Annotated in this window: 17 protein-coding genes; 8 read left to right on the top strand and 9 right to left on the bottom strand. The window is 67.1% G+C overall.

The annotated features are described in order from the left end of the window. Positions 1 to 46 precede the first annotated feature (46 nt). On the top strand, positions 47 to 1,240 hold the full coding sequence (locus AB7P10_RS07880; RefSeq protein WP_428293284.1) for an acyltransferase family protein: 1,194 nt from the start codon (positions 47 to 49) through the stop codon (positions 1,238 to 1,240). Here the strand turns inward: AB7P10_RS07880 and AB7P10_RS07885 are convergent. Next, a complete protein-coding gene (locus AB7P10_RS07885; protein ID WP_428293285.1) occupies positions 1,170 to 1,655 on the bottom strand; it encodes a glutathione peroxidase in 486 nt (161 codons plus the stop codon). The genes AB7P10_RS07880 and AB7P10_RS07885 overlap by 71 nt on opposite strands. A 180-nt stretch (positions 1,656 to 1,835) precedes the next feature. Here AB7P10_RS07885 and AB7P10_RS07890 point away from each other — a divergent pair, with 180 nt between their 5' ends. Continuing rightward, entirely contained in the window at positions 1,836 to 3,041 is a 1,206-nt protein-coding gene (locus AB7P10_RS07890; RefSeq protein WP_428293286.1) for a hypothetical protein, read from the top strand. Between the two features lie 54 nt (positions 3,042 to 3,095). Here the strand turns inward: AB7P10_RS07890 and AB7P10_RS07895 are convergent, their stop codons facing one another. After that, positions 3,096 to 3,863: a TetR/AcrR family transcriptional regulator gene (locus AB7P10_RS07895; protein ID WP_428293287.1), complete on the bottom strand. Its 768-nt coding sequence runs from the start codon at positions 3,861 to 3,863 to the stop codon at positions 3,096 to 3,098. A gap of 103 nt (positions 3,864 to 3,966) precedes the next feature. Here AB7P10_RS07895 and AB7P10_RS07900 point away from each other — a divergent pair, with 103 nt between their 5' ends. The 4 genes from AB7P10_RS07900 to AB7P10_RS07915 are packed head-to-tail and all read left to right on the top strand — an operon-like array spanning position 3,967 to position 7,281. Next, the gene (locus AB7P10_RS07900; protein WP_428293288.1) at positions 3,967 to 4,767 is read left to right on the top strand and encodes a cyclase family protein; all 801 of its coding nucleotides are present in this window, start codon (positions 3,967 to 3,969) and stop codon (positions 4,765 to 4,767) included. A 10-nt stretch (positions 4,768 to 4,777) separates the two neighbouring features. Continuing rightward, positions 4,778 to 5,737 carry a fumarylacetoacetate hydrolase family protein gene (locus AB7P10_RS07905; protein WP_428293289.1) on the top strand — a complete coding sequence of 320 codons (960 nt, stop codon included), beginning with the start codon at positions 4,778 to 4,780 and terminating at the stop codon, positions 5,735 to 5,737. Positions 5,738 to 5,779: 42 nt separating this feature from the next. Then, complete coding sequence (locus tag AB7P10_RS07910) at positions 5,780 to 6,754, top strand: Bug family tripartite tricarboxylate transporter substrate binding protein (RefSeq protein ID WP_428293290.1); 975 nt, start codon at positions 5,780 to 5,782, stop codon at positions 6,752 to 6,754. Beyond that, positions 6,751 to 7,281, top strand: coding sequence for a carboxymuconolactone decarboxylase family protein (locus AB7P10_RS07915; protein ID WP_428293291.1), 531 nt, complete (start codon positions 6,751 to 6,753; stop codon positions 7,279 to 7,281). The genes AB7P10_RS07910 and AB7P10_RS07915 overlap by 4 nt, the downstream gene beginning before the upstream one ends. A gap of 9 nt (positions 7,282 to 7,290) precedes the next feature. Here AB7P10_RS07915 and lplT read toward each other — a convergent pair whose 3' ends face one another. Further along, on the bottom strand, positions 7,291 to 8,574 hold the full coding sequence (lplT, locus tag AB7P10_RS07920; RefSeq protein WP_428293292.1) for a lysophospholipid transporter LplT: 1,284 nt from the start codon (positions 8,572 to 8,574) through the stop codon (positions 7,291 to 7,293). A gap of 233 nt (positions 8,575 to 8,807) precedes the next feature. Here lplT and alr point away from each other — a divergent pair, with 233 nt between their 5' ends. After that, entirely contained in the window at positions 8,808 to 9,917 is a 1,110-nt protein-coding gene (alr, locus tag AB7P10_RS07925) for an alanine racemase (RefSeq protein ID WP_428293293.1), read from the top strand. Here the strand turns inward: alr and AB7P10_RS07930 are convergent, their stop codons facing one another. From AB7P10_RS07930 to AB7P10_RS07955, 6 genes are all read right to left on the bottom strand, one after another. After that, the gene (locus tag AB7P10_RS07930) at positions 9,918 to 11,459 is read right to left on the bottom strand and encodes an ArnT family glycosyltransferase (RefSeq protein WP_428293294.1); all 1,542 of its coding nucleotides are present in this window, start codon (positions 11,457 to 11,459) and stop codon (positions 9,918 to 9,920) included. Positions 11,460 to 11,472: 13 nt separating this feature from the next. Continuing rightward, positions 11,473 to 11,838: an EamA family transporter gene (locus AB7P10_RS07935; RefSeq protein ID WP_428293295.1), complete on the bottom strand. Its 366-nt coding sequence runs from the start codon at positions 11,836 to 11,838 to the stop codon at positions 11,473 to 11,475. A gap of 34 nt (positions 11,839 to 11,872) precedes the next feature. Then, complete coding sequence (locus AB7P10_RS07940; RefSeq protein ID WP_428293296.1) at positions 11,873 to 13,357, bottom strand: UbiA family prenyltransferase; 1,485 nt, start codon at positions 13,355 to 13,357, stop codon at positions 11,873 to 11,875. 101 nt (positions 13,358 to 13,458) lie between these two features. Further along, positions 13,459 to 13,851, bottom strand: a complete 393-nt coding sequence (locus AB7P10_RS07945) for a hypothetical protein (RefSeq protein ID WP_428293297.1) — start codon at positions 13,849 to 13,851, stop codon at positions 13,459 to 13,461. 91 nt (positions 13,852 to 13,942) lie between these two features. Then, complete coding sequence (locus tag AB7P10_RS07950; RefSeq protein ID WP_428293298.1) at positions 13,943 to 15,067, bottom strand: AI-2E family transporter; 1,125 nt, start codon at positions 15,065 to 15,067, stop codon at positions 13,943 to 13,945. Between the two features lie 146 nt (positions 15,068 to 15,213). Beyond that, positions 15,214 to 16,173 (bottom strand): LysR family transcriptional regulator, encoded by a 960-nt coding sequence (locus tag AB7P10_RS07955; RefSeq protein ID WP_428293299.1) that lies wholly within the window; start codon positions 16,171 to 16,173, stop codon positions 15,214 to 15,216. Positions 16,174 to 16,282: 109 nt separating this feature from the next. Here AB7P10_RS07955 and AB7P10_RS07960 point away from each other — a divergent pair, with 109 nt between their 5' ends. After that, positions 16,283 to 17,800: a CoA-acylating methylmalonate-semialdehyde dehydrogenase gene (locus AB7P10_RS07960; protein WP_428293300.1), complete on the top strand. Its 1,518-nt coding sequence runs from the start codon at positions 16,283 to 16,285 to the stop codon at positions 17,798 to 17,800. Positions 17,801 to 17,882: the final 82 nt, after the last annotated feature.

Below are 17,882 nucleotides of genomic sequence, written 5' to 3' on the forward strand. Positions count from 1 at the left end.
CATCGGTCTCAAGAATCGGTGCCTGCAACCCGCAGGAGAGCCCTTCATGAACCGACGGCACGACATCGATGCCTTGCGCGCCCTCGCGTTTGCCCTGGTCATCGTCTACCACGTGGGCATGTACTACGTGGCCGACTGGCATTGGCACATCAAGAGCCCGCACGCGGCAGAGTGGCTGCAGTGGCCGATGCGGGCGTTGAACCTCTGGCGCATGGACCTGGTGTTTCTGGTGTCAGGCATTGCCTTCGGTTTCCTGCGGCGCGGTCTGGCGCTGGCGCCGCTGATCGCTGCGCGCAGCCTGCGCCTGCTGCTGCCACTGGCGTTCGGCATGGCCGTGGTGGTGCCTTACCAGGCGTATGTGCAGGCGCTGAGCCAGGGCGTCATCGAGCCGGGGCTGGGCGCATTCCTCGCGCGCTACTTCAGCGGCGGGCCGTGGCCGCGCGGCGCTTTTGACGGTTCGGACTTCGGCTTCACCTGGAACCACCTCTGGTACCTGCCGTACCTGTGGGCGTACACCGTGGTGCTGGCACTGCTCTCGCCCGCGCTGGAATCCGCGCCCGGCCAGCGGTTGCGGTTGGCCTTCACGCGACTGCGCGGCGCCGCCCTGCTGGTGCTGCCCGCGCTGCCCCTGGCGCTGTATTCGCTCACGCTGTGGCCACGCTTCCCGCCCACGCACGACCTGATCCACGATGCCTGGTTGCACGCGGTGTACTTCACGCTGTTTCTCTACGGCCACTGGCTGGGCGTGGACGCGGGTTTGTGGGCGGCGCTGCGGCGGCTGCGCTGGATCGCACTGGCCCTGGCCGCAAGCACGTTTGCCCTGCACGTGGGGCTGCGCCTTGGGCCCGGCGGCGGCGAGCCGCTCTGGCGCATGGCGGCGCGGCTCGTGGCCGATGCCTACCTGTGGACGAGTCTGGTGGCCGTGCTGGGCTGGGCCCATCAGCTGCTCAACCGGCCCTGGCCCTGGCTGGCCTGGGCCAACGAATCGGTTTACCCCTGGTACGTGCTGCACCAGACGCTCATCATCGCGCTGGCGGTGCTGCTCGCACCGCTGGCGCTCGGCGCGGTGGTGGAACCGGCGCTGCTGCTGCTGGGCACGGCGCTCGGCTGCTGGCTCGTCACCGACGGGCTGGTGCGCCGGGTGACCTGGCTGCGGCCCCTGTTCGGCCTCAGGCCGCGAGCGCGGCCTCCACATCCTTCGCCAGCTTCTCCGGCGCGTCCTGCGGCGCGTAGCGCTTGATCACCCGGCCGTCCTTGCCCACCAGAAACTTGGTGAAGTTCCACTTGATCGCCTTGCTCCCCAGCAGGCCCGGGGCTTCGGCGGTGAGCCACTGGTACAGCGGGTGGGCCTGCGCGCCGTTGACGTCGATCTTCTCCATCATGGGAAAACTCACGCCATAGTTGAGCTGGCAGAAGCTGGCGATCTCGTCGTTGCTGCCCGGGTCCTGGCTGCCAAACTGGTTGCACGGAAAACCCAGCACCACCAGGCCGCGCGCGCCATACGCCTGGTGCAGCTTCTCCAGGCCGCCGAACTGGGGTGTGAAGCCGCAGGCGCTGGCGGTGTTGACGATCAGCAGGGGCTTGCCCTTGTACTGGCTGAGCGGCACCGGCTTGCCGTCGATGGACTGTGCTTCAAAGTCATAAATGCTGCTCATGGATCGGGCTCCTCGGTGGGGGGTGGTGCGGCGTCCCACTGTGCCAGATCGCGCGCCGCCCGGCGCGCGTGCGACAAAAGCCGCACCGGCGAGCCCTGCCGCGCGCCCGAGCCTCTTCCACCGGCGCGGTCAAAGCGGGCATACTGGCTTGCAACATTCAATAACAAATTGGGGCCGGAGATGGTGGCTGCATACACGGTGGCGCTGGTGGGGTTCTCGCAGGCGGAGTCGTCCACGTTCGAATCGTTCTTTCGCCTGGCCTCGCGGCGACCGCCGGGGTATCTGGTGCAGGACGAGGTGATGGATGCGCAGATCCTGATCGTCAACGCCGACAACGCGCAGGCCGTGCTGCTGGTGCGCGACGCCGAGCTGCCGGGCCGGGTGTTGCTGGTCGGCAGCTCCGATGGCGGCACCGGCTGGCCCCTGCACCACAAACCGGTCAAGCTGGTGGCCATGCTGGCCGCGCTCGACGAAATCGTCGGTGCCCGGCGCCCACCGCCGCGACGGCGCAGCGGCCACTCGGGGTTCAGCCCGGCCGAACCGTACAAGGAATCCCAGCTGCAGGGGCTGGATGCGAGCATGAAGCTCGCAAGCGGCCAACCGATGCCGCCCGAACACCCGCCCGCGCTGGCCTCCGGCGCCGGGGCAGACCGCGGCTTCTCCGCCACCCAGCCACCCGAGGACGCGCCTGCCCTGGCGCCCGCCGTGCGCTCCGGCCGCCGCCGCCGCTCGGCCGATACCGAATTCCCACCCACGCGCCCCATGGAGCGCGGAGAGGTCGTTGCCTCGCCGCCGCCTGCACAGGCTGCCGCGTCGGCGCGCCGAACCCCGGCCGCCGCCCCGGCGCAGCGCACCGGCGTCATGCGCATGACCGACTTCGGCAGCCTGGACGACCTGCCCTCTCCCCCGGCGCCCCGTTCCACGCGCGCACCCCGTTCGCGCATCAGCACCGACAAGAGCGCCGCCGTGCCCGAGGTGGCGCGCGGCGACATGCTGCTGGTGGCGGAAAGCCTGGTCGAAGGGCGCATCCTGCTCAAGCGCTTCAAGAAGTACGGCCTGAGCGTGGACTGGTCGCGCGAAGCGGCGCAGTCCCTGGTGATGCTCAAGGCCCACCCCTACCGGCTGGTGGTCATCGACCGCCTCAAGGGCGAGCCCGACGCCAACCACATCTGCCGCGTGGCCAAGCAGACCAAGGGCCCCAAGGGCGCACCGGTGGTCATCATGTTCGCGCCCACCGCCGGCAGCATGGACCGCATGAAGGCCGGCCTGGCCGGCAGCGACGCCTACCTCTCGCGTTCGGTCGGCGAGGGCGACCTGTACAAGGTGCTGGCCCAGCACCGCCTGGTCAGCCTGGATGGCTTCGCGCCGACGAACGTGGGGTTTTGAGGGAGAGATCGCTACTCGGCGAGGGGTGACGGTCTTGTGGCGGTCACCGGCACATCAGCTCTTTTTGGCCGCCTTCTGCCTCTCAGGAGCGTCACGCCGAGCCGTATGAGTACGCCCTTTTTCGTCCGATGGGGGGGCTCGCATAGCGCCCTCGAGGAACCGGGTCAGGAATCGGGAGGCGTCCGCGAAGTTGGACTGGTCGAACCGACCACCCCACAGCGCCGTGGTCCGGGTGTGCTGCGTGTGCGCGTAAAGGAAAGCCCCATACATGAAAGTGACGCGCCAGTAGAACTCGTTGTCCGACAAGTCGCCACACTCTGCACGCAGCATTTGCACAAACCGCACGGCGTATTCGTCCAGCAATGAAGCCAGAATTGCCTGAACCTCCGGAGACGGGTCAAAGAGCATGCGCCCATAAAAGCGCCGGAATGAGCTGGCCTCTTCTCCTGAGACACCACCTGCCATCAAGGAGGGGCGGTGAGAGGCGTCGAACAATGCGCTGAGCCCGCCGCCAGTCGCCTGAACATCATCCAGGCCCTGCACGCGCTCTTTCAGCATCGGTACCAGACGCCGCTCCAGCGCATCACGGCACAGCATTTCCTTGGTTCGCCAGTAGTAATGGATGGCGCCGAGATTGACCCCGGCTTCCTCAGCAATCTGGCGTACGCCGGTGGCATCGTAGCCCTGCAGGGCAAACAGCCTCTCGGCCGTGTCCAGCAGCAGCGTACGGGTGACTTCAGCGCGCTTCGTGCGCGCCGATGGTACGGGTTCCTGCTCTTGGGGTGCGGAGGGCGGTGCCTTCTTGGTGGTGCGTTTGACCATGGTTCATTTTATGGATCGGGTCCCTGCGTTCACGCAGGGTGTTGACAGGGGACGCATGATGCCATTTAATTTAGTCAGTCGACTGACTAAATTAAATGGCATCATGAAACTCATAGACCTCACCCGAACACTGAACCCGATGGACAGGGAGCGCATCGCGCACCAGACGTCGCGACCCGACCTGCACGCCCCCCGCATCCGCTACCTAAGTCCCGATAAGGAAGGTCTGCACGAGTTCTGCCGCTGCCTGAAATGCACGCCAGATCAACTCCCCGACCACGAGGGCTGGGGCGAGGAGGTCATCGACGACATGTCGTCGCATTGCGGTACCCATGTGGACGCGCCCCTGCACAGTGGAACCACCTGTGAAGGCAAGCGCTCGCGAACCATCGACGAGATCCAGTTGGAAGAGTTGTACTGCCCCGGCTACGTCCTCGATGTCCGGGCCAGTGTCGTTCGGGGAGAGCCGATATCGGTCGAGGCACTGGAATCTGCCATAGACCGAGTCGGGGGAGCGTTGCTGCAAGGTGCCGCCGCGCTGATCCGTACGGGGCAGGAAAACGACCAGCCTGGAGACGCCAACTATTTCAGCTACCCAGGCATGACACGGGAAGGCACGCTGTACCTGATTGAAAGGGGTGCCAAGGTACTAGGCACCGATGCAATCGGCTGGGACCGTCCCTTCGCCGTCATGACGCGCCAGAACCAGTTGGACGGCACCCCGCTGTGGGACGGTCACAAGGCCATACGGGAGCGAGAAGCCTTCATTGTGCAAAAGCTAACCAACCTGGGGTCGCTCCCGCTCCAGGGCTTTCACGTCGGGTTCTTTCCCTTGAAACTCGCGCGCGCCAGTGCCGCACCCGCCCGCGTCGTGGCATTCGTTTCGGAACGGGGGGGCAACTGAAATGAGGCTGGTGGCATTCCGGCAAGCGGAGGGCCTGCCGCGACTCGGCGCGCTCCATGGGCCAGACGACGACGTCATCGACCTCGCCGCAGCCGATGCGGGGACGGGTGTATTCGAGTCGATCCGATCCCTGATGGCTTCCGAGGTCCGTGGCTTGGACATGGCCCATGAGGTGCTGTACACAGCAATCCGCGAAGGACGGCTGACGCCACGAGCCGAAGTCCAACTGTTGTCGCCGATTGGGAAGCCGACCTTGATCAGGGACTTCGCCACGATGGAAACCCACATGCGGAACTACCTCATGTTGAGAGCCGTTGAAAGAAGCCGGACGGTGGTGGATCCCCCCGCTTACATCGCGTCCGAGCGAGCGGCGGGGCGGCTTGACATGCCCAGGAACTGGTTGACGGTCTACCAGCACCACATCGGCAATCCGCTCAACACCATGGGTCCGGATGATGTCCTGACGCGACCTGTTGGCGTGAAGGAACTGGACTACGAACTGGAACTCGCCGCCGTGGTGGGGCAGAGCGCAAGAAGCGTCAGCGTGGAAGAGGCCGCTGGTCACATCTTCGGATACACGTTGATGAACGATTTCACGGCCAGAGACATCCAGAGGATCGAAGGCAAGGCCGCAGGAAAAAGCAAAGACTTTGATGGCAGCTACAGCATCGGACCATGCATCGTCACGCGGGACGAGTTCAAGAGATGGCCAAAAGTCAAACTCAGATCGCGCCTGAACGGGCAACTGCAGGCTGAAGACAGCACATCCAGCATGCGATTGAGCTTCGAACAATTGCTGTCTTACATCAGCCAGTCCTGCACGATCCACCCCGGTGAAATCCTGGCATCTGGAACGTTTGCCATGGGATGCGGCTATGAAGTCGGTCGCTTCCTGGAGGACGGTGACATCGTGGAAATCGAAGCGGACGGCATCGGCACGCTGCGCAATCAGGTGCGTGGTCACCCGTAGCCGCAAGCCCTTTCACAAACACTCTTACACAAGGAGACTGAAATGAAGTTCTGGAGAACACTGGCCCGTCTGTTGGGCGCCCTGGCATCTGCTGCATTCTGCGCTTCGAGCGCATCGGCAGCGTTTCCCGACAAGACCGTCACCATTGTTGTTCCCTTTGCCGCAGGCAGCTCCGCCGACGCCAATGTCCGCGTGCTTGCCGAAAAGCTCCGGGACGTCCTCAACACCACGGTGGTCGTCGAGAACAAACCCGGTGCCAACGGAATGATTGGTGCCGGCGCGGTCGTCCGGTCTGCGCCGGATGGGTACACCGTTCTGTACCACAGCGCTTCTCTGGTGATCAATCCTTGGTTGGTCAAGGATGCTCCGGAGCCCACACAGACGCTGGTCCCTATTGCGCAGGTCGCGTCCACCCCTTACATCCTCGCGGTCCGCTCCGAGTTGGGCATACGCTCCGTGGCCGACTTCGTGGCCTATGCCAAAGCCAACCCGGGCCGGCTTTCGTGCTCGAGCTACGGCGTCGGCTCCCCGCCTCACTTGGCGCTGGAACTCTTGAAGCAAAGTGCGGGCATCCAGGTTGTTCATGTCCCCTATCGCACTGGATTTGCGCAAGCGTTTGTTGATCTGACACTGGGTCAACTGGATTGCGCGATGGACCTGCCCGCCAACGTGATGCAACATGCCGCCAGCGGAAAGCTTGTTGTGGTGGGGGCCACGGCGCCCTCCCGACTGGTCTCGGTCAAGGACGTCCCCGTGATCAGCACAGACCACCCGGACGCGGTTGTCACCGGTTGGTCCGGCTTCTTTGCGCCCGCTGGCACACCCCCCGAAGTCGTCAGGAAGCTGGAGGAAGCGGTGCGCAGCGCCATTGCCGATCCGACCGTGCTGAAAAACCTTGCCACTGTGGGCATGAGCCCCAGCACAGCGGTGACACGCGACGAATTCACCAAAACCGTCGGTTCTGACTACAGACGCTTCGGCGCGATCATCAAGGCCACGGGCATCAAGATTCAATGACCCAGCCACGCATACCTCTTCCGGCGCTCAGCGAACTGGACCCTCACGTGATCGAGCAGCTTGAGCGCCGCCCCCCGGTCCATCTGTACCGCATGATGGCCTATGCACCGGGGCTGCTGGAACCTTTCATGTCCATGGTCATGGCCAACTTCGACCAGTTGAGTCTTCCTCCAGCGCTGCGGGAGGCCTTGATACTCCGGGTTGGTCAACACCACCGCTCCGAGTACGAGATCTACCACCACCGCATCAAGGCGCGCGAGGCTGGGCTCACCGACCAGGAAATAGCCACCTTGCTTGATCCCTCAAGCCCCCCGCTCAACTGGGAGAAGGACAGGCGCACGGCCATTGAATTCGTGGACCGATTGCTTGAGGGCCGAGACCTCGACAAGGCGCTGGTGGGCGAATTGGTGGACGCTTTCGGGTACCGTGGCTACGTGGAAATATCCGCATTGACCGGGTTCTATCGAATGGTGGCCACCTTTCTGGAGGCCACCAACCTTCAACCGGAGTGCGTTCGCGTGATCTGACGAGCTCGCTCAGCCATGAAGATCATCGCGCCGCGCGATCTCCAGCAGGCGCTCCAACTCGTGTGGATGCGTGCGCTGGTTGTGGCGGTGCCACAGCGCGATCAGGCCCATGAAGCCGGCCACCAGCAGGCCGAAGGCGGTGATGGCGGCGAAGGCCGACAGGCCCATGCCGGTCGAGAAGCTGTAAAGAGCGCCCAGGCCCAGGATGCAGGCCTGTTCGTTGAAGTTCTGCACCGCGATGGAGCGGCCGGCGCCCATCAGGTTGTGGCCTCGGTGCTGCAGCAGCGCGTTCATCGGCACCACCAGGAAGCCGCCCAGGCCGCCGAGCAACACCAGGAAGGGCGCAGCCACCCAGACGTTGTCGATGAAGTTCATCAGGATCACCAGCACGCCCATGCCGATGCCCAGGGGCATCACGCGCGTGGCCTGGTCCAGCCGCATGCGCATGGACGCGATCACCGCGCCGACGGCGGTGCCGATGGCGACCACGCCCACGAGCGATGACGCCTGCGTGGTGCCGTAGCCCAGCGCCGCGCCGGCCCATGCCAGCACGATGTAGCGCAGGTTGCCCGAGACGCCCCAGAACAGCGTGGTGGTGGACAGCGAGATCTGGCCCAGGTGGTCGCGCCAGAGGCGGCTGTTGCAGCGCCAGAAGTCGGGCAGCAGGGCCAGCGGATTTTTTGGCATGGGCCGCGGTGTCACGCCCGTGAGCGGGATGCGGGTGTTGAACCAGGCCGCCAGCGCGTAGACCACCACCAGCGCGGCCACGGCCGCCTGCGCGGGGTGGTGGATGCCGGTGTGGAAGCCGGGGATGTCGATGGCCAGCAGCTGGGCCGACACCCAGGGGCTGACCAGCTGGCCGCCCAGCAGCACGCCCAGGATGATGGAGGCAATGGTCAGGCCTTCGATCCAGCCGTTGGCCTTGACCAATTGGGAAGGTGGCAGCAGCTCGGTCAGGATGCCGTACTTGGCCGGTGAGTAGGCCGCCGCACCCAGCCCCACCAGGGTATAGGCCAGCAGCGGGTGCACGCCGGTGAGCATGAGCAGGCAGCCCAGCACCTTGATGGCGTTGCTGATGAACATGACCTGGCCTTTGGGCCGGGCGTCGGCAAAGGCGCCCACGAAGGGCGCGAGCACGACATAGAACAGGGCGAACAGGGGGACCAGGGCGGCGCTTTGCCACTCCGGCGCGCCGCGTGTGCGCAGCAGTTCGATGGCGGCGACGAACAGCGCGTTGTCGGCCAGCGAGCTGAAGAACTGCGCCGTCATGATGGTGTAGAAGCCGCGCTTCATGGCGATGATTTTGTGGGCCGGTGCGGGTCAGCGGAGGGCTGCCAGGGGGGGATGCGCCGGCCTTTTTGTGCGACAGTTGGCGGGTCTCCAGACGATGCGGGGTTATAGCACGCGCCCCTGAAAACACAGGGGTTGCGGCCACCGGGTTTTCCTCCTTACGGCCGGCCCGCGACTTACCGCACGTTCCTTCCGCACCGCCGCCACACACGCCGCCGCCCGACCGCCCAGACGCCATGCCCCGCCCGATTCTCGCCACCGTTCACCCCGATGCCCTGCGCCACAACCTGCAGCGCGCGCGCGACTGCGCACCCGACGCCCGTGTCTGGGCGGTGGTGAAGGCGAATGCCTATGGCCACGGCATCGAGCGCTGCTTTGAAGCCGTGCGCAGCGCCGATGGTTTTGCCCTGCTGGACCTGGCCGAAGCCGAGCGCCTGCGCGCGCTCGACTGGCGCGGCCCGATCCACCTGCTTGAGGGCGTGTTCGAACCGCGCGACCTGGAGCTGTGCTCGCGCCTGCATCTGTGGCACACGGTGCACTGCAACGAACAGATCGACTGGCTGGCCGCGCACAAGACGCAGGTGCCGCACCGCGTGTTCCTCAAACTCAACAGCGGCATGAATCGCCTGGGCTTCACGCCCGCTGCGTTCCGCAGCGCCTGGGCGCGGCTCAACGCGCTGCCGCAGGTGGACGAGATTTCGCTCATGACGCATTTCAGCGACGCCGATGGCGCGCGCGGCATTGCACACCAGGTGGCCGCGTTCGAAGCGGCCACCGCCGACCTGCCGGGCGAGCGCACGCTGTGCAACAGCGCGGCCCTGCTGCGCCATGCGCGCACCGCGCTGCGCGGCGCGCAAAGCCTGGCGGCCGACTGGGTGCGCGAGGGCATCGCGCTCTACGGCAGTGCGCCCGACTTCCCCGCCGGCAACGCCGCCGGCTGGGACCTGCAGCCGGCCATGACGCTGGCCAGCCGCGTCATTGGCGTGCAGTCGCTGCAGGCCGGCGACACGGTGGGCTACGGCTCGGCCTTCACCGCAGACAAGCCCATGCGCATCGGCGTGGTGGCTTGCGGGTACGCCGACGGTTACCCGCGCCACGCGCCCACCGGCACGCCCGTATTGGTAGGGGGTGTGCGCACCCGCGTGGTGGGGCGTGTGAGCATGGACATGATCACGGTCGATCTCTCGGGCCTCGATGCCGAGGGCATGGGCTCCGAGGTCGTTCTGTGGGGGCGCTCGTCATCGGGCGCGGTGCTGCCGATCGACGAGGTGGCCTCCGCGGCGGGCACGATCAGCTACGAGCTGATGTGCGCGGTGGCACAGCGGGTGCCTTTTGCCGCGGCCTGATCAGGGCCGGCCGGGCGAACACGCCACGAACCCGTAGCGCTCGCAGAACGGGTTGCCCAGCAGCGGCAGCCAGCGCGGGATGTCGTGGAACTCGCGCGCCACCTCCGCCAGCACCGTGTCGCGGAAGGGCGGGTACCGGAACCCCTCGCCGTCCACCGCGAAGAAGGCCACGCCGTCGACCTCGAAGCGCTTCGTGCTCACGCGCTCGAAGTAGGGCGCGAACGCGGCCAGGTCGGGCTCGTCGTAGAGGAAGATGCGGATGGGCTGGCCGTCGTAACGGCGAAAGTCGACGATCTGGTCGTCCTGCCGCGCATGGTGCTTGCCGACGCCGAACACCGGCACGTACTGGCCGTGGTGGAAGGCCAGCATCGCGGCCGGGTTGTAGGTGCGCCCCATCAGCGTGGCGCCCGCCGGCAGGTCCTGCTGCAGCGCGGCAACGATGGCCGGCGTCTCGCGCAGGAAGACCGCGCGGTCGTATATCTTGAGCGGCTGCCACCAGGCCAGGGGCGCCCAGGCAATGGCCGCGACCACCAGCAGGTGCGGCACCGACAGCGCCACGGTCCAGTTCAGCGCGCTGCGCAGCGGCCGCGCGTCCAGCCGCAGGCTGACCCACAGCACGAACAGGGGCACGAAACCCAGCACCCAGTGCAGGCCGATGACCCGCTGCGTGCTCAGCAGCGCGAACACGACCAGCGGAAACAGCCACAGCACCGCCAGTGCGCGCGCCGTGGTGGGCGAGGCGCCAGGTGCCAGGCGCGCGGCAGCACCCCGCCACAGCAGCCAGGGCGTTAGCAGGTACGGCACCATCACAAGGTATGAGGCGAAAGCCTCGAGCGACCAGGACGTTCCCTCGTTGCGGTTGAAGACGTTGAACATCACGTTGCTCCAGCCGTGCGTGGCGTTGAACGCGATGTTGAGCGCGATCGCCGGCAGGGCCGACACGAAGATCAGGAAGGGCGCCCACCAGCGCTCGCGGCGCCAGCCAAAGCAGTGCGCCGCGTAGGCGAATCCCAGCAAGGCGGCGAAGTACTTGGAGAGGAAGGCCAGGCCCAGAAACAGGCCGGCCAGCACATACCAGCCCGCGCCCCGCGCGCTGGCATCGGCGCGCAGGTAGCACCAGGCCGACAGTGCCATGAAGAAGAGCAATGGCGTGTCGGTGGTCACCAGCACGAACATCCACGACCACGGCATGGCCAGGTACACGGCACCCGCCAGCCAGGCGCTGGCCTCGCGGTCCTCGGGCAGGAAGCGGCGCAGCAGGTCTACCACGCCGAGCGCGACGAGGCTGGTGACGAGCAGCGTGGCGCTGCGCAGCACCAGCGGGTGGTCGCTGATCTGGCGCAGCAGCGCGATCAGCCAGCCCACCATGGGCGGATGGTCCGAATAGCCCCAGGCGGGGAAGACACCCCACTGGTAGAAGAAGGTCTCATCGCCAGTGAAGGGAAACCCCGCCGCGATGACGATCTTCAGCAGCAAGGTGGCCGCAAACGCGACCCAGAAGACCTGGCGCGAGGCATGCGCCGAATATTCAGACGCGCGCACGCCCGGTCACCCCTCAGGCATCCAGGGCGAGCAGCGAGACGCCGATCACGATCAGCGTGCAGCCGCCCACGCGGATCCAGGAGAAGGGTTCACCCAACCAGAGCACGCCCAGCGCCAGCGTCACCACGAAGCCCAGGCTCACCAGCGGGTACGCCAGGCTCACGTCCAGCCGCGAAAGCACCCACAACCACAACAAGGCGCTCGTGCCGTAGAGGATCAGGCCCAGCCAGACCTGCGGGCTGGAAAACGCCCGCAGGTAGGTGCTGCCCACTTCGACGGTGGTGGTCGCGCCCATGCCGCGCTTCAAGATGAGCTGTGCGGCCGAGGTCAGCAGCACGCAGAACAGGGCCAGGCCCAGAGCGATGAATTTCGAGTTCATGGGGGTGGTTCCGTTCGTTGGGGGGCGAGCACGCTCAGAAGCCTGTGGTGGCCACCAGGCCAATGGCGGCCATGGCGAGCAGGGTGCCCCAGCTGAAAGGGTCCCTCAGCGCGAACTGGAGCGGGTCCTCGCCCTGCAACTCGCGCCGCCCGGTCTTGAGCCAGATGCGCATCACCCACAGCAGCAGCACGGGTGCCGCGCACCAGAGCAGGTCGGGTTCCGCGTAGAGCTTCAGGCTGTTCTGGCTGTCAATGTAGAGCGTGAGCACCATCACCGCCAGGAAGCCGCTGGCCATGCCCATGGTGCGCAGCGAGGCCAGGTCGCGGGGATGGTAGCCGCGCCCCGGTGCCGGGGAAAGGTCCGCGTTGTCCACCTCCTCGAGCTCGGCGCAGCGCTTGACCAGCGCCAGGCTCAGGAACAGGAAGATCGCGATCGCCAGCAGCCAGTTCGACAGGCTCACGCCCGAGGCGACGGCCCCGGCGCCCAGACGCAGGGTGTACAGACCCGAAAGCACCAGCACGTCGATCAGCGCCATGCGCTTGAGGGCCAGCGAGTACGCCAGCGTGGTCACCGTGTAGGCCAGCAGCACGACGGCGAAACCGGTGGACACCATGAAGGCCAGCGCGAAGGCCAGCGCCAGCATGGCCACGCCCAGCGCGATGGCCGCGGGAATGCCGAGGGTGCCCGCTGCCAGCGGGCGGTGGCGCTTGATGCGGTGCACGCGGTCGTTGGGCAGGTCCAGCAGGTCGTTGACGAGGTAGGTCGCCGAGGCACACAGGCCGAACGCCACGAAGGCCAGCAGCACCACGCCCCAGAGCCGCGGGTCGAGCGAATGGGCGGCCAACAGCGGCACGAACAGCAGGCCGTTCTTCGACCACTGCCTGAGCCGGATCGCGCGCAGCACCGTGGCCAGCCGCAGCGGTTCGCGCTCGAACACCCGCGCCTGCGGGTGGGTGCGCCGCAGCGCGCTCAGCAGGCCGTCGGGCGCATTGACCGCGATGGCCTCGGTGGCCCCGCTCCAGACTTCGAGGTCGTCGCGGCTGTTGCCGGCGTAGGCCCAGGCTTCGTGGCCCCGCGCGCGGGCATGTGCGTCGATGGCCGCGCGCTTGTTGGCGCGGCTGAGGTTGATGCCGTCGGCCTGCGCATTGGTGCCCAGGCAGTCGTCGAACACCTCCAGGTGCCGTGCCACTTCACGCACGATGCGCGCGTCGGCGGCGCTGGCAAGCACCAGGGGGCGGCCGCGCGCGTGTTCGTCGCGCAGGAAGGACAGAAAAGGCCCGTGGTACGGCAGGTGCGCCGCATCGGGCCGCACCGCGCTGGCCAGGCGTTGCTTGAGGGCGGCTTTGCCGCGCAGCAGCCAACTGAACAGGCGCAGCAGGTTCAGCGGGTTGCGCCGCACGAACAGCAGGACCGATTCGTACAGGGTGTCGCCGGGCGTCAGCGTTCCGTCCAGATCCACATAGAGCGGGCAGGCGTCGGGGCGGAGGGCGGCGGTGGAGGAGGTGGCTGGGGGTGTCAAGCGGGGCGGGGGCGTGATGCTTTGAAAGGATTCTAGGGTCGCCCCCAGGTTTCCCTTGTGACAGAACGCAGTGCGCCCATCGCGTGCGTGCGCCTGGCGCGTCAGCCGCGCGCCACGGTGGCCGGTGTCTTCAGCCGCCCGGCCAGCCAGTGCAGCGCGATGGCCGGCACCAGCAGGCACAGCATGCCCAATGCCCAGACGATCCACAGCATGGGCGTGACCCAGCCCGTCAGGGCGCCTGCGGACGGCAGTACCTGACCCAGCCATTGCACCAGACCGAGCCACGCGCCCTGCATGGCCTTCACCCAGGCCGGGTCGATCCACAGTGCCAGCCACGCGGGTACCGGCCATTGGCCGGCCGCCGTGGCCACGTCCGTGACCTCGCCCGCGGCGATCATCGTCAACAGCCATTCAGTGACTTGCACGGACGCCGCGGCCAGGCCTGTCCAGCACAGGGCGAGCAGCGCAAAAATGCCCCAGATGAGAGGCTTCATGCCGGCACTCCGGCTTGAAGCTTGTCAATGGGATGGTCGTGCATGGGTGGTCCTTTCAGGGTTGGCGATGTGTTGGGCGGCACAGGGCGGCTCACGGTGTCTCGTGCTGCGCGTCTGTCTGCGTCGCGCCTTTCTCCGGGGTGTCGACCGCCATGGCCGTGGCCGCAGTCGCGCGCTTGCGGGCGGCGGTGTGGATGCCCCAGACGGCCACGAACATGGCGGCGATCATCGGGCCGATCACGAAGCCATTGATGCCCAGCACCGCGATGCCACCCACGGTGGTGATCATGATCAGGTAGTCCGGCATGCCCGTGTCCTTGCCCACGAGCAGGGGGCGCAGCAGGTTGTCGACCAGGCCGATCACGAGTACGCCGTACGCGGTCAGGGCCACCGCTTGCCAGACCGCGCCGGTGGCAAACAGCCAGATCGCCACCGGCCCCCAGACCAGGCCTGCGCCCACGGCGGGCAGCAGCGACAGCAGCATCATGAGAACGGCCCACAGCAGCGCGGCGTTGACGCCCAGCACCCAGAAGGCCAGCCCGCCCAGCGTGCCTTGCACCACCGCCACCACCAGGTTGCCCTTGACCGTGGCGCGCAGCACGGTGCCGAATTTCTCCAGCAGTTCCTGTTTGTCGTCGGGGGGCAGCGGGAGGGCATCGCGCACGGCGCGCACGATGGCGCTGCCGTCGCGCACCAGGAAGAACGCCAGGTACAGCGTGATGAAGAGGCCGATCACCAGGCCGAGCACGTCCTGACCGAGGTTCAGGGTCTGTGTGGCGATGAACTGACTGCCCTGGCGGAACACCTCGGCCAGCTTGCGCTGCAGCAGGTCAAAATCGCCTAGCCCCACGCGGCCGAGCAAGTCTGCGACCCAGTCCGGCAGCAAGTAGAACATCTCGCGCAACTTCTGCGCCGGTCGGAGTTCGCCCGAATCGATGCGCTCGTAGAGCTGCGCCGCCTCGTTGGCGAGCGAGACCAGCACCAGCACCGCCGGCAGCACCACCACCACCAGCGCCGCCGCGATGGTGGCCAGGGCCGCTGTATTGCGCCGCTGCTTCATGCGCGGCAGCAGCCAGCGGTACAAGGGGTAGAACAGCAGCGCGATGATGGCACCCCAGAGCACCGTGCCGTAGAACGGCAGCAGGATCCAGATGAATGCCGCGGTGACGACCGCCAGCAGCACGCGCAGCATGAAGGAGCCCGACATGGCGGTCATGGGGGCCACCAGCGGGCGGGAGGTGTCGGGGGTCGGGGTCGGGGGGGTGTCGGGTGGCATGGGCTGGGCGGAAGTGGCGAGCGAATGAAGTATGACCCGAAGGCACGCACGCCGCCATCGACCGCCGCCTCGCGCGGCCTTCGACCTCAGCCGCGCACCGCGAAACCCTCGGCCAGCGCCACGCGCAGCCAGCCCACGAAGGCCGACACCGCGCGCGGCACGTGGCTGGCGTAGGGTCTGATGGCGTAGATCTGCGGGCTGAAGGTGCCGACCGATGACCAGCCGGGCAGCACCTCCACCAGCTTGCCCGCCTGCAGCGCCGCCTGCGCGCTGAAGTCGGGTACGAGCGCAATGCCCAGGCCCGCCAGGGCCGCGTCCCGCAGGGCCTCGCTGTTGTTGGCGCAGAAGGGGCCTGAGACCGGCACGGTGACACGCTGCTGCTGCTGCTGCGCCTTGCGCCGGCCCTCGGGGGGCTTGGTGAAATGCCAGGCCGACGTGTCCTGCGCGCGCGGGTAGTGCAGACAGTCGTGTGCGGCGAGGTCTTGCGGCGACTGCGGCGTGCCGCGCCGGCGCAGGTAGTCGCGGCTGGCCACGAGCAGCGAGCGCGTGCCGCACAAAGGCCAGGCCACGTGCGTGTCGGGCGGTGAGGCGGTGTGGCGGATCGCCAGATCGAACCCTTCCGTGGCGAGCGCGCTCAGCCGGTCCGACATGTCCAGCTCCAGCCTCACCTTGGGGTGGGCACGCACGAACCCGGCGATGCGCGGCACCAGCTGCTGTCGTGCAAACGCCACCGGCGCCGTGACGCGCACCAGGCCGGCGGGCTCATCGGCCAGGTCGCGCACACTGGAGAAACTCTGCGCGATGCGCTCGAACGGATCGCGCATGCCGTCCACCAGTTGCCGCCCGGCCTCGGTCAGGCGCACGCTGCGGGTGGTGCGCTGCACCAGCGCCACGCCGGCGGCGCGTTCGAGTTCGCTGATGCGCTGGCTCATTGCCGCCTTGCTCACCCCCAGCCGCTGTGCCGCTGCGGTGTAACTGCCTTGCTGCGACAGCACGGTGAGCCAGTGCAGGTGCACCCAGAGGCTTTCCACTTTTTGCTCGTTCATGCCACCATTGTTCACCATGGAAAACAATCCGTTCAAGCCCAGGCACTAGGCGAGGGCGTTTGCGCTGCCTAAACTGGCCCTCTTCTGGACCACCCCACCCGAGACCGCCATGGCCATACCTCCCAACCCGATCAACCACTTCATCCAGGGCGCCGCCACCGCCGGGACGTCGCCGCGCCGGCAGGACGTGTTCAACCCGGCCACGGGTGCGGTGAGTGGCCAGGTCGCGCTGGCCGGTGCCGCCGACGTGGCCACCGCCGTGGCCGCCGCCCAGGCCGCTTTCCCGGCCTGGGCCGACACGCCGCCGATCCGCCGCGCGCGGGTCATGTTCAAGTTCCTCGAACTGGTGAACCAGCACAAGGACGATCTGGCCCGCATGATCACCGCCGAGCACGGCAAGGTGTTCACCGACGCGCAGGGCGAGGTCTCGCGCGGCATCGACATCATCGAATTCGCCTGCGGCATTCCGCAGCTGCTCAAGGGCGACTTCACCGACCAGGTCTCCACCGGCATGGACAACTGGACGCTGCGCCAGCCGCTGGGCGTGGTGGCCGGCATCACGCCGTTCAACTTCCCTGTCATGGTGCCCATGTGGATGTTTCCGGTGGCCATCGCGGCGGGCAACTGCTTCGTGCTCAAGCCCAGCCCGATCGACCCGAGTCCCTCGCTGTTCATGGGCGAGTTGCTGAAGCAGGCCGGCCTGCCCGATGGCGTGTTCAACGTGGTGCAGGGCGACAAGGAAGCGGTGGACGCGCTGCTGGTGCACCCGGACGTGAAGGCCATCAGCTTCGTCGGCTCCACGCCCATCGCCAACTACATCTACGAAACCGGCGCCCACCACGGCAAGCGCGTGCAGGCCCTGGGCGGCGCGAAGAACCACATGGTGGTCATGCCCGACGCCGACCTGGACCAGGCGGTGGATGCCCTGATCGGCTCGGCCTACGGCTCGGCTGGTGAACGCTGCATGGCCATCAGCGTGGCGGTGCTGGTGGGCGACGTGGCCGACCGGATCATGCCCAAGCTGATCGAGCGCACGAAGACGCTCAAGGTGCTCAACGGCACGAACCTGGCCGCCGAAATGGGCCCCATCGTCACCGCCGCCGCGCACGCGCGCATCACCGGCTACATCGAGGCCGGCGCGAAGGAAGGCGCGAAGCTGCTGGTGGACGGGCGCGGCTTTGACGCTTCGCAAACGGGCGAAGGCTGCGGCAAGGGCTTCTGGATGGGCGGCACGCTGTTTGACCACGTGACGACCGACATGAAGATCTACAAGGAAGAGATCTTCGGCCCGGTGCTGTCCTGCGTGCGCGTGCCCGACTTCGCGAAGGCCGTGCAGATCATCAACGACCACGAGTTCGGCAACGGCGTCTCCTGCTTCACCCGCGACGGCAACGTCGCGCGCGAGTTCGCGCGGCGCATCCAGGTCGGCATGGTGGGTATCAACGTGCCCATCCCCGTGCCCATGGCCTGGCACGGCTTTGGCGGCTGGAAGAAGAGCCTGTTTGGCGACATGCACGCCTATGGCGAAGAGGGCGTGCGCTTCTACACCAAGCAAAAGAGCATCATGCAGCGCTGGCCCGAGAGCATCGGCAAAGGCGCCGAGTTCGTGATGCCCACGGCGAGGTAGAGATGCCCCCCTGCTCGCCTGCGGCGCTTCCCCCCGATGGGGGGACGACACCTGCGGCCCGGCAAAGCCGGTTCCGCGGTAT

It is taken from the genome of Hydrogenophaga sp. (assembly GCF_050182545.1).
Lineage (GTDB): Bacteria > Pseudomonadota > Gammaproteobacteria > Burkholderiales > Burkholderiaceae_C > Hydrogenophaga.

Bases quoted from the DNA above. Each gene is read 5' to 3' on its own strand.
- AB7P10_RS07960 (WP_428293300.1), top strand. From the start codon at position 16,283: ATGGCCATACCTCCCAACCCGATCAACCACTTCATCCAGGGCGCCGCC.
- AB7P10_RS07900 (WP_428293288.1), top strand. From the start codon at position 3,967: ATGAAACTCATAGACCTCACCCGAACACTGAACCCGATGGACAGGGAG.
- AB7P10_RS07895 (WP_428293287.1), bottom strand. From the start codon at position 3,863: ATGGTCAAACGCACCACCAAGAAGGCACCGCCCTCCGCACCCCAAGAG.
- AB7P10_RS07885 (WP_428293285.1), bottom strand. From the start codon at position 1,655: ATGAGCAGCATTTATGACTTTGAAGCACAGTCCATCGACGGCAAGCCG.
- AB7P10_RS07955 (WP_428293299.1), bottom strand. From the start codon at position 16,173: ATGAACGAGCAAAAAGTGGAAAGCCTCTGGGTGCACCTGCACTGGCTC.
- AB7P10_RS07950 (WP_428293298.1), bottom strand. From the start codon at position 15,067: ATGACCGCCATGTCGGGCTCCTTCATGCTGCGCGTGCTGCTGGCGGTC.
- AB7P10_RS07890 (WP_428293286.1), top strand. From the start codon at position 1,836: ATGGTGGCTGCATACACGGTGGCGCTGGTGGGGTTCTCGCAGGCGGAG.
- AB7P10_RS07910 (WP_428293290.1), top strand. From the start codon at position 5,780: ATGAAGTTCTGGAGAACACTGGCCCGTCTGTTGGGCGCCCTGGCATCT.
- AB7P10_RS07945 (WP_428293297.1), bottom strand. From the start codon at position 13,851: ATGAAGCCTCTCATCTGGGGCATTTTTGCGCTGCTCGCCCTGTGCTGG.
- AB7P10_RS07935 (WP_428293295.1), bottom strand. From the start codon at position 11,838: ATGAACTCGAAATTCATCGCTCTGGGCCTGGCCCTGTTCTGCGTGCTG.
- lplT (WP_428293292.1), bottom strand. From the start codon at position 8,574: ATGAAGCGCGGCTTCTACACCATCATGACGGCGCAGTTCTTCAGCTCG.
- alr (WP_428293293.1), top strand. From the start codon at position 8,808: ATGCCCCGCCCGATTCTCGCCACCGTTCACCCCGATGCCCTGCGCCAC.
- AB7P10_RS07880 (WP_428293284.1), top strand. From the start codon at position 47: ATGAACCGACGGCACGACATCGATGCCTTGCGCGCCCTCGCGTTTGCC.
- AB7P10_RS07915 (WP_428293291.1), top strand. From the start codon at position 6,751: ATGACCCAGCCACGCATACCTCTTCCGGCGCTCAGCGAACTGGACCCT.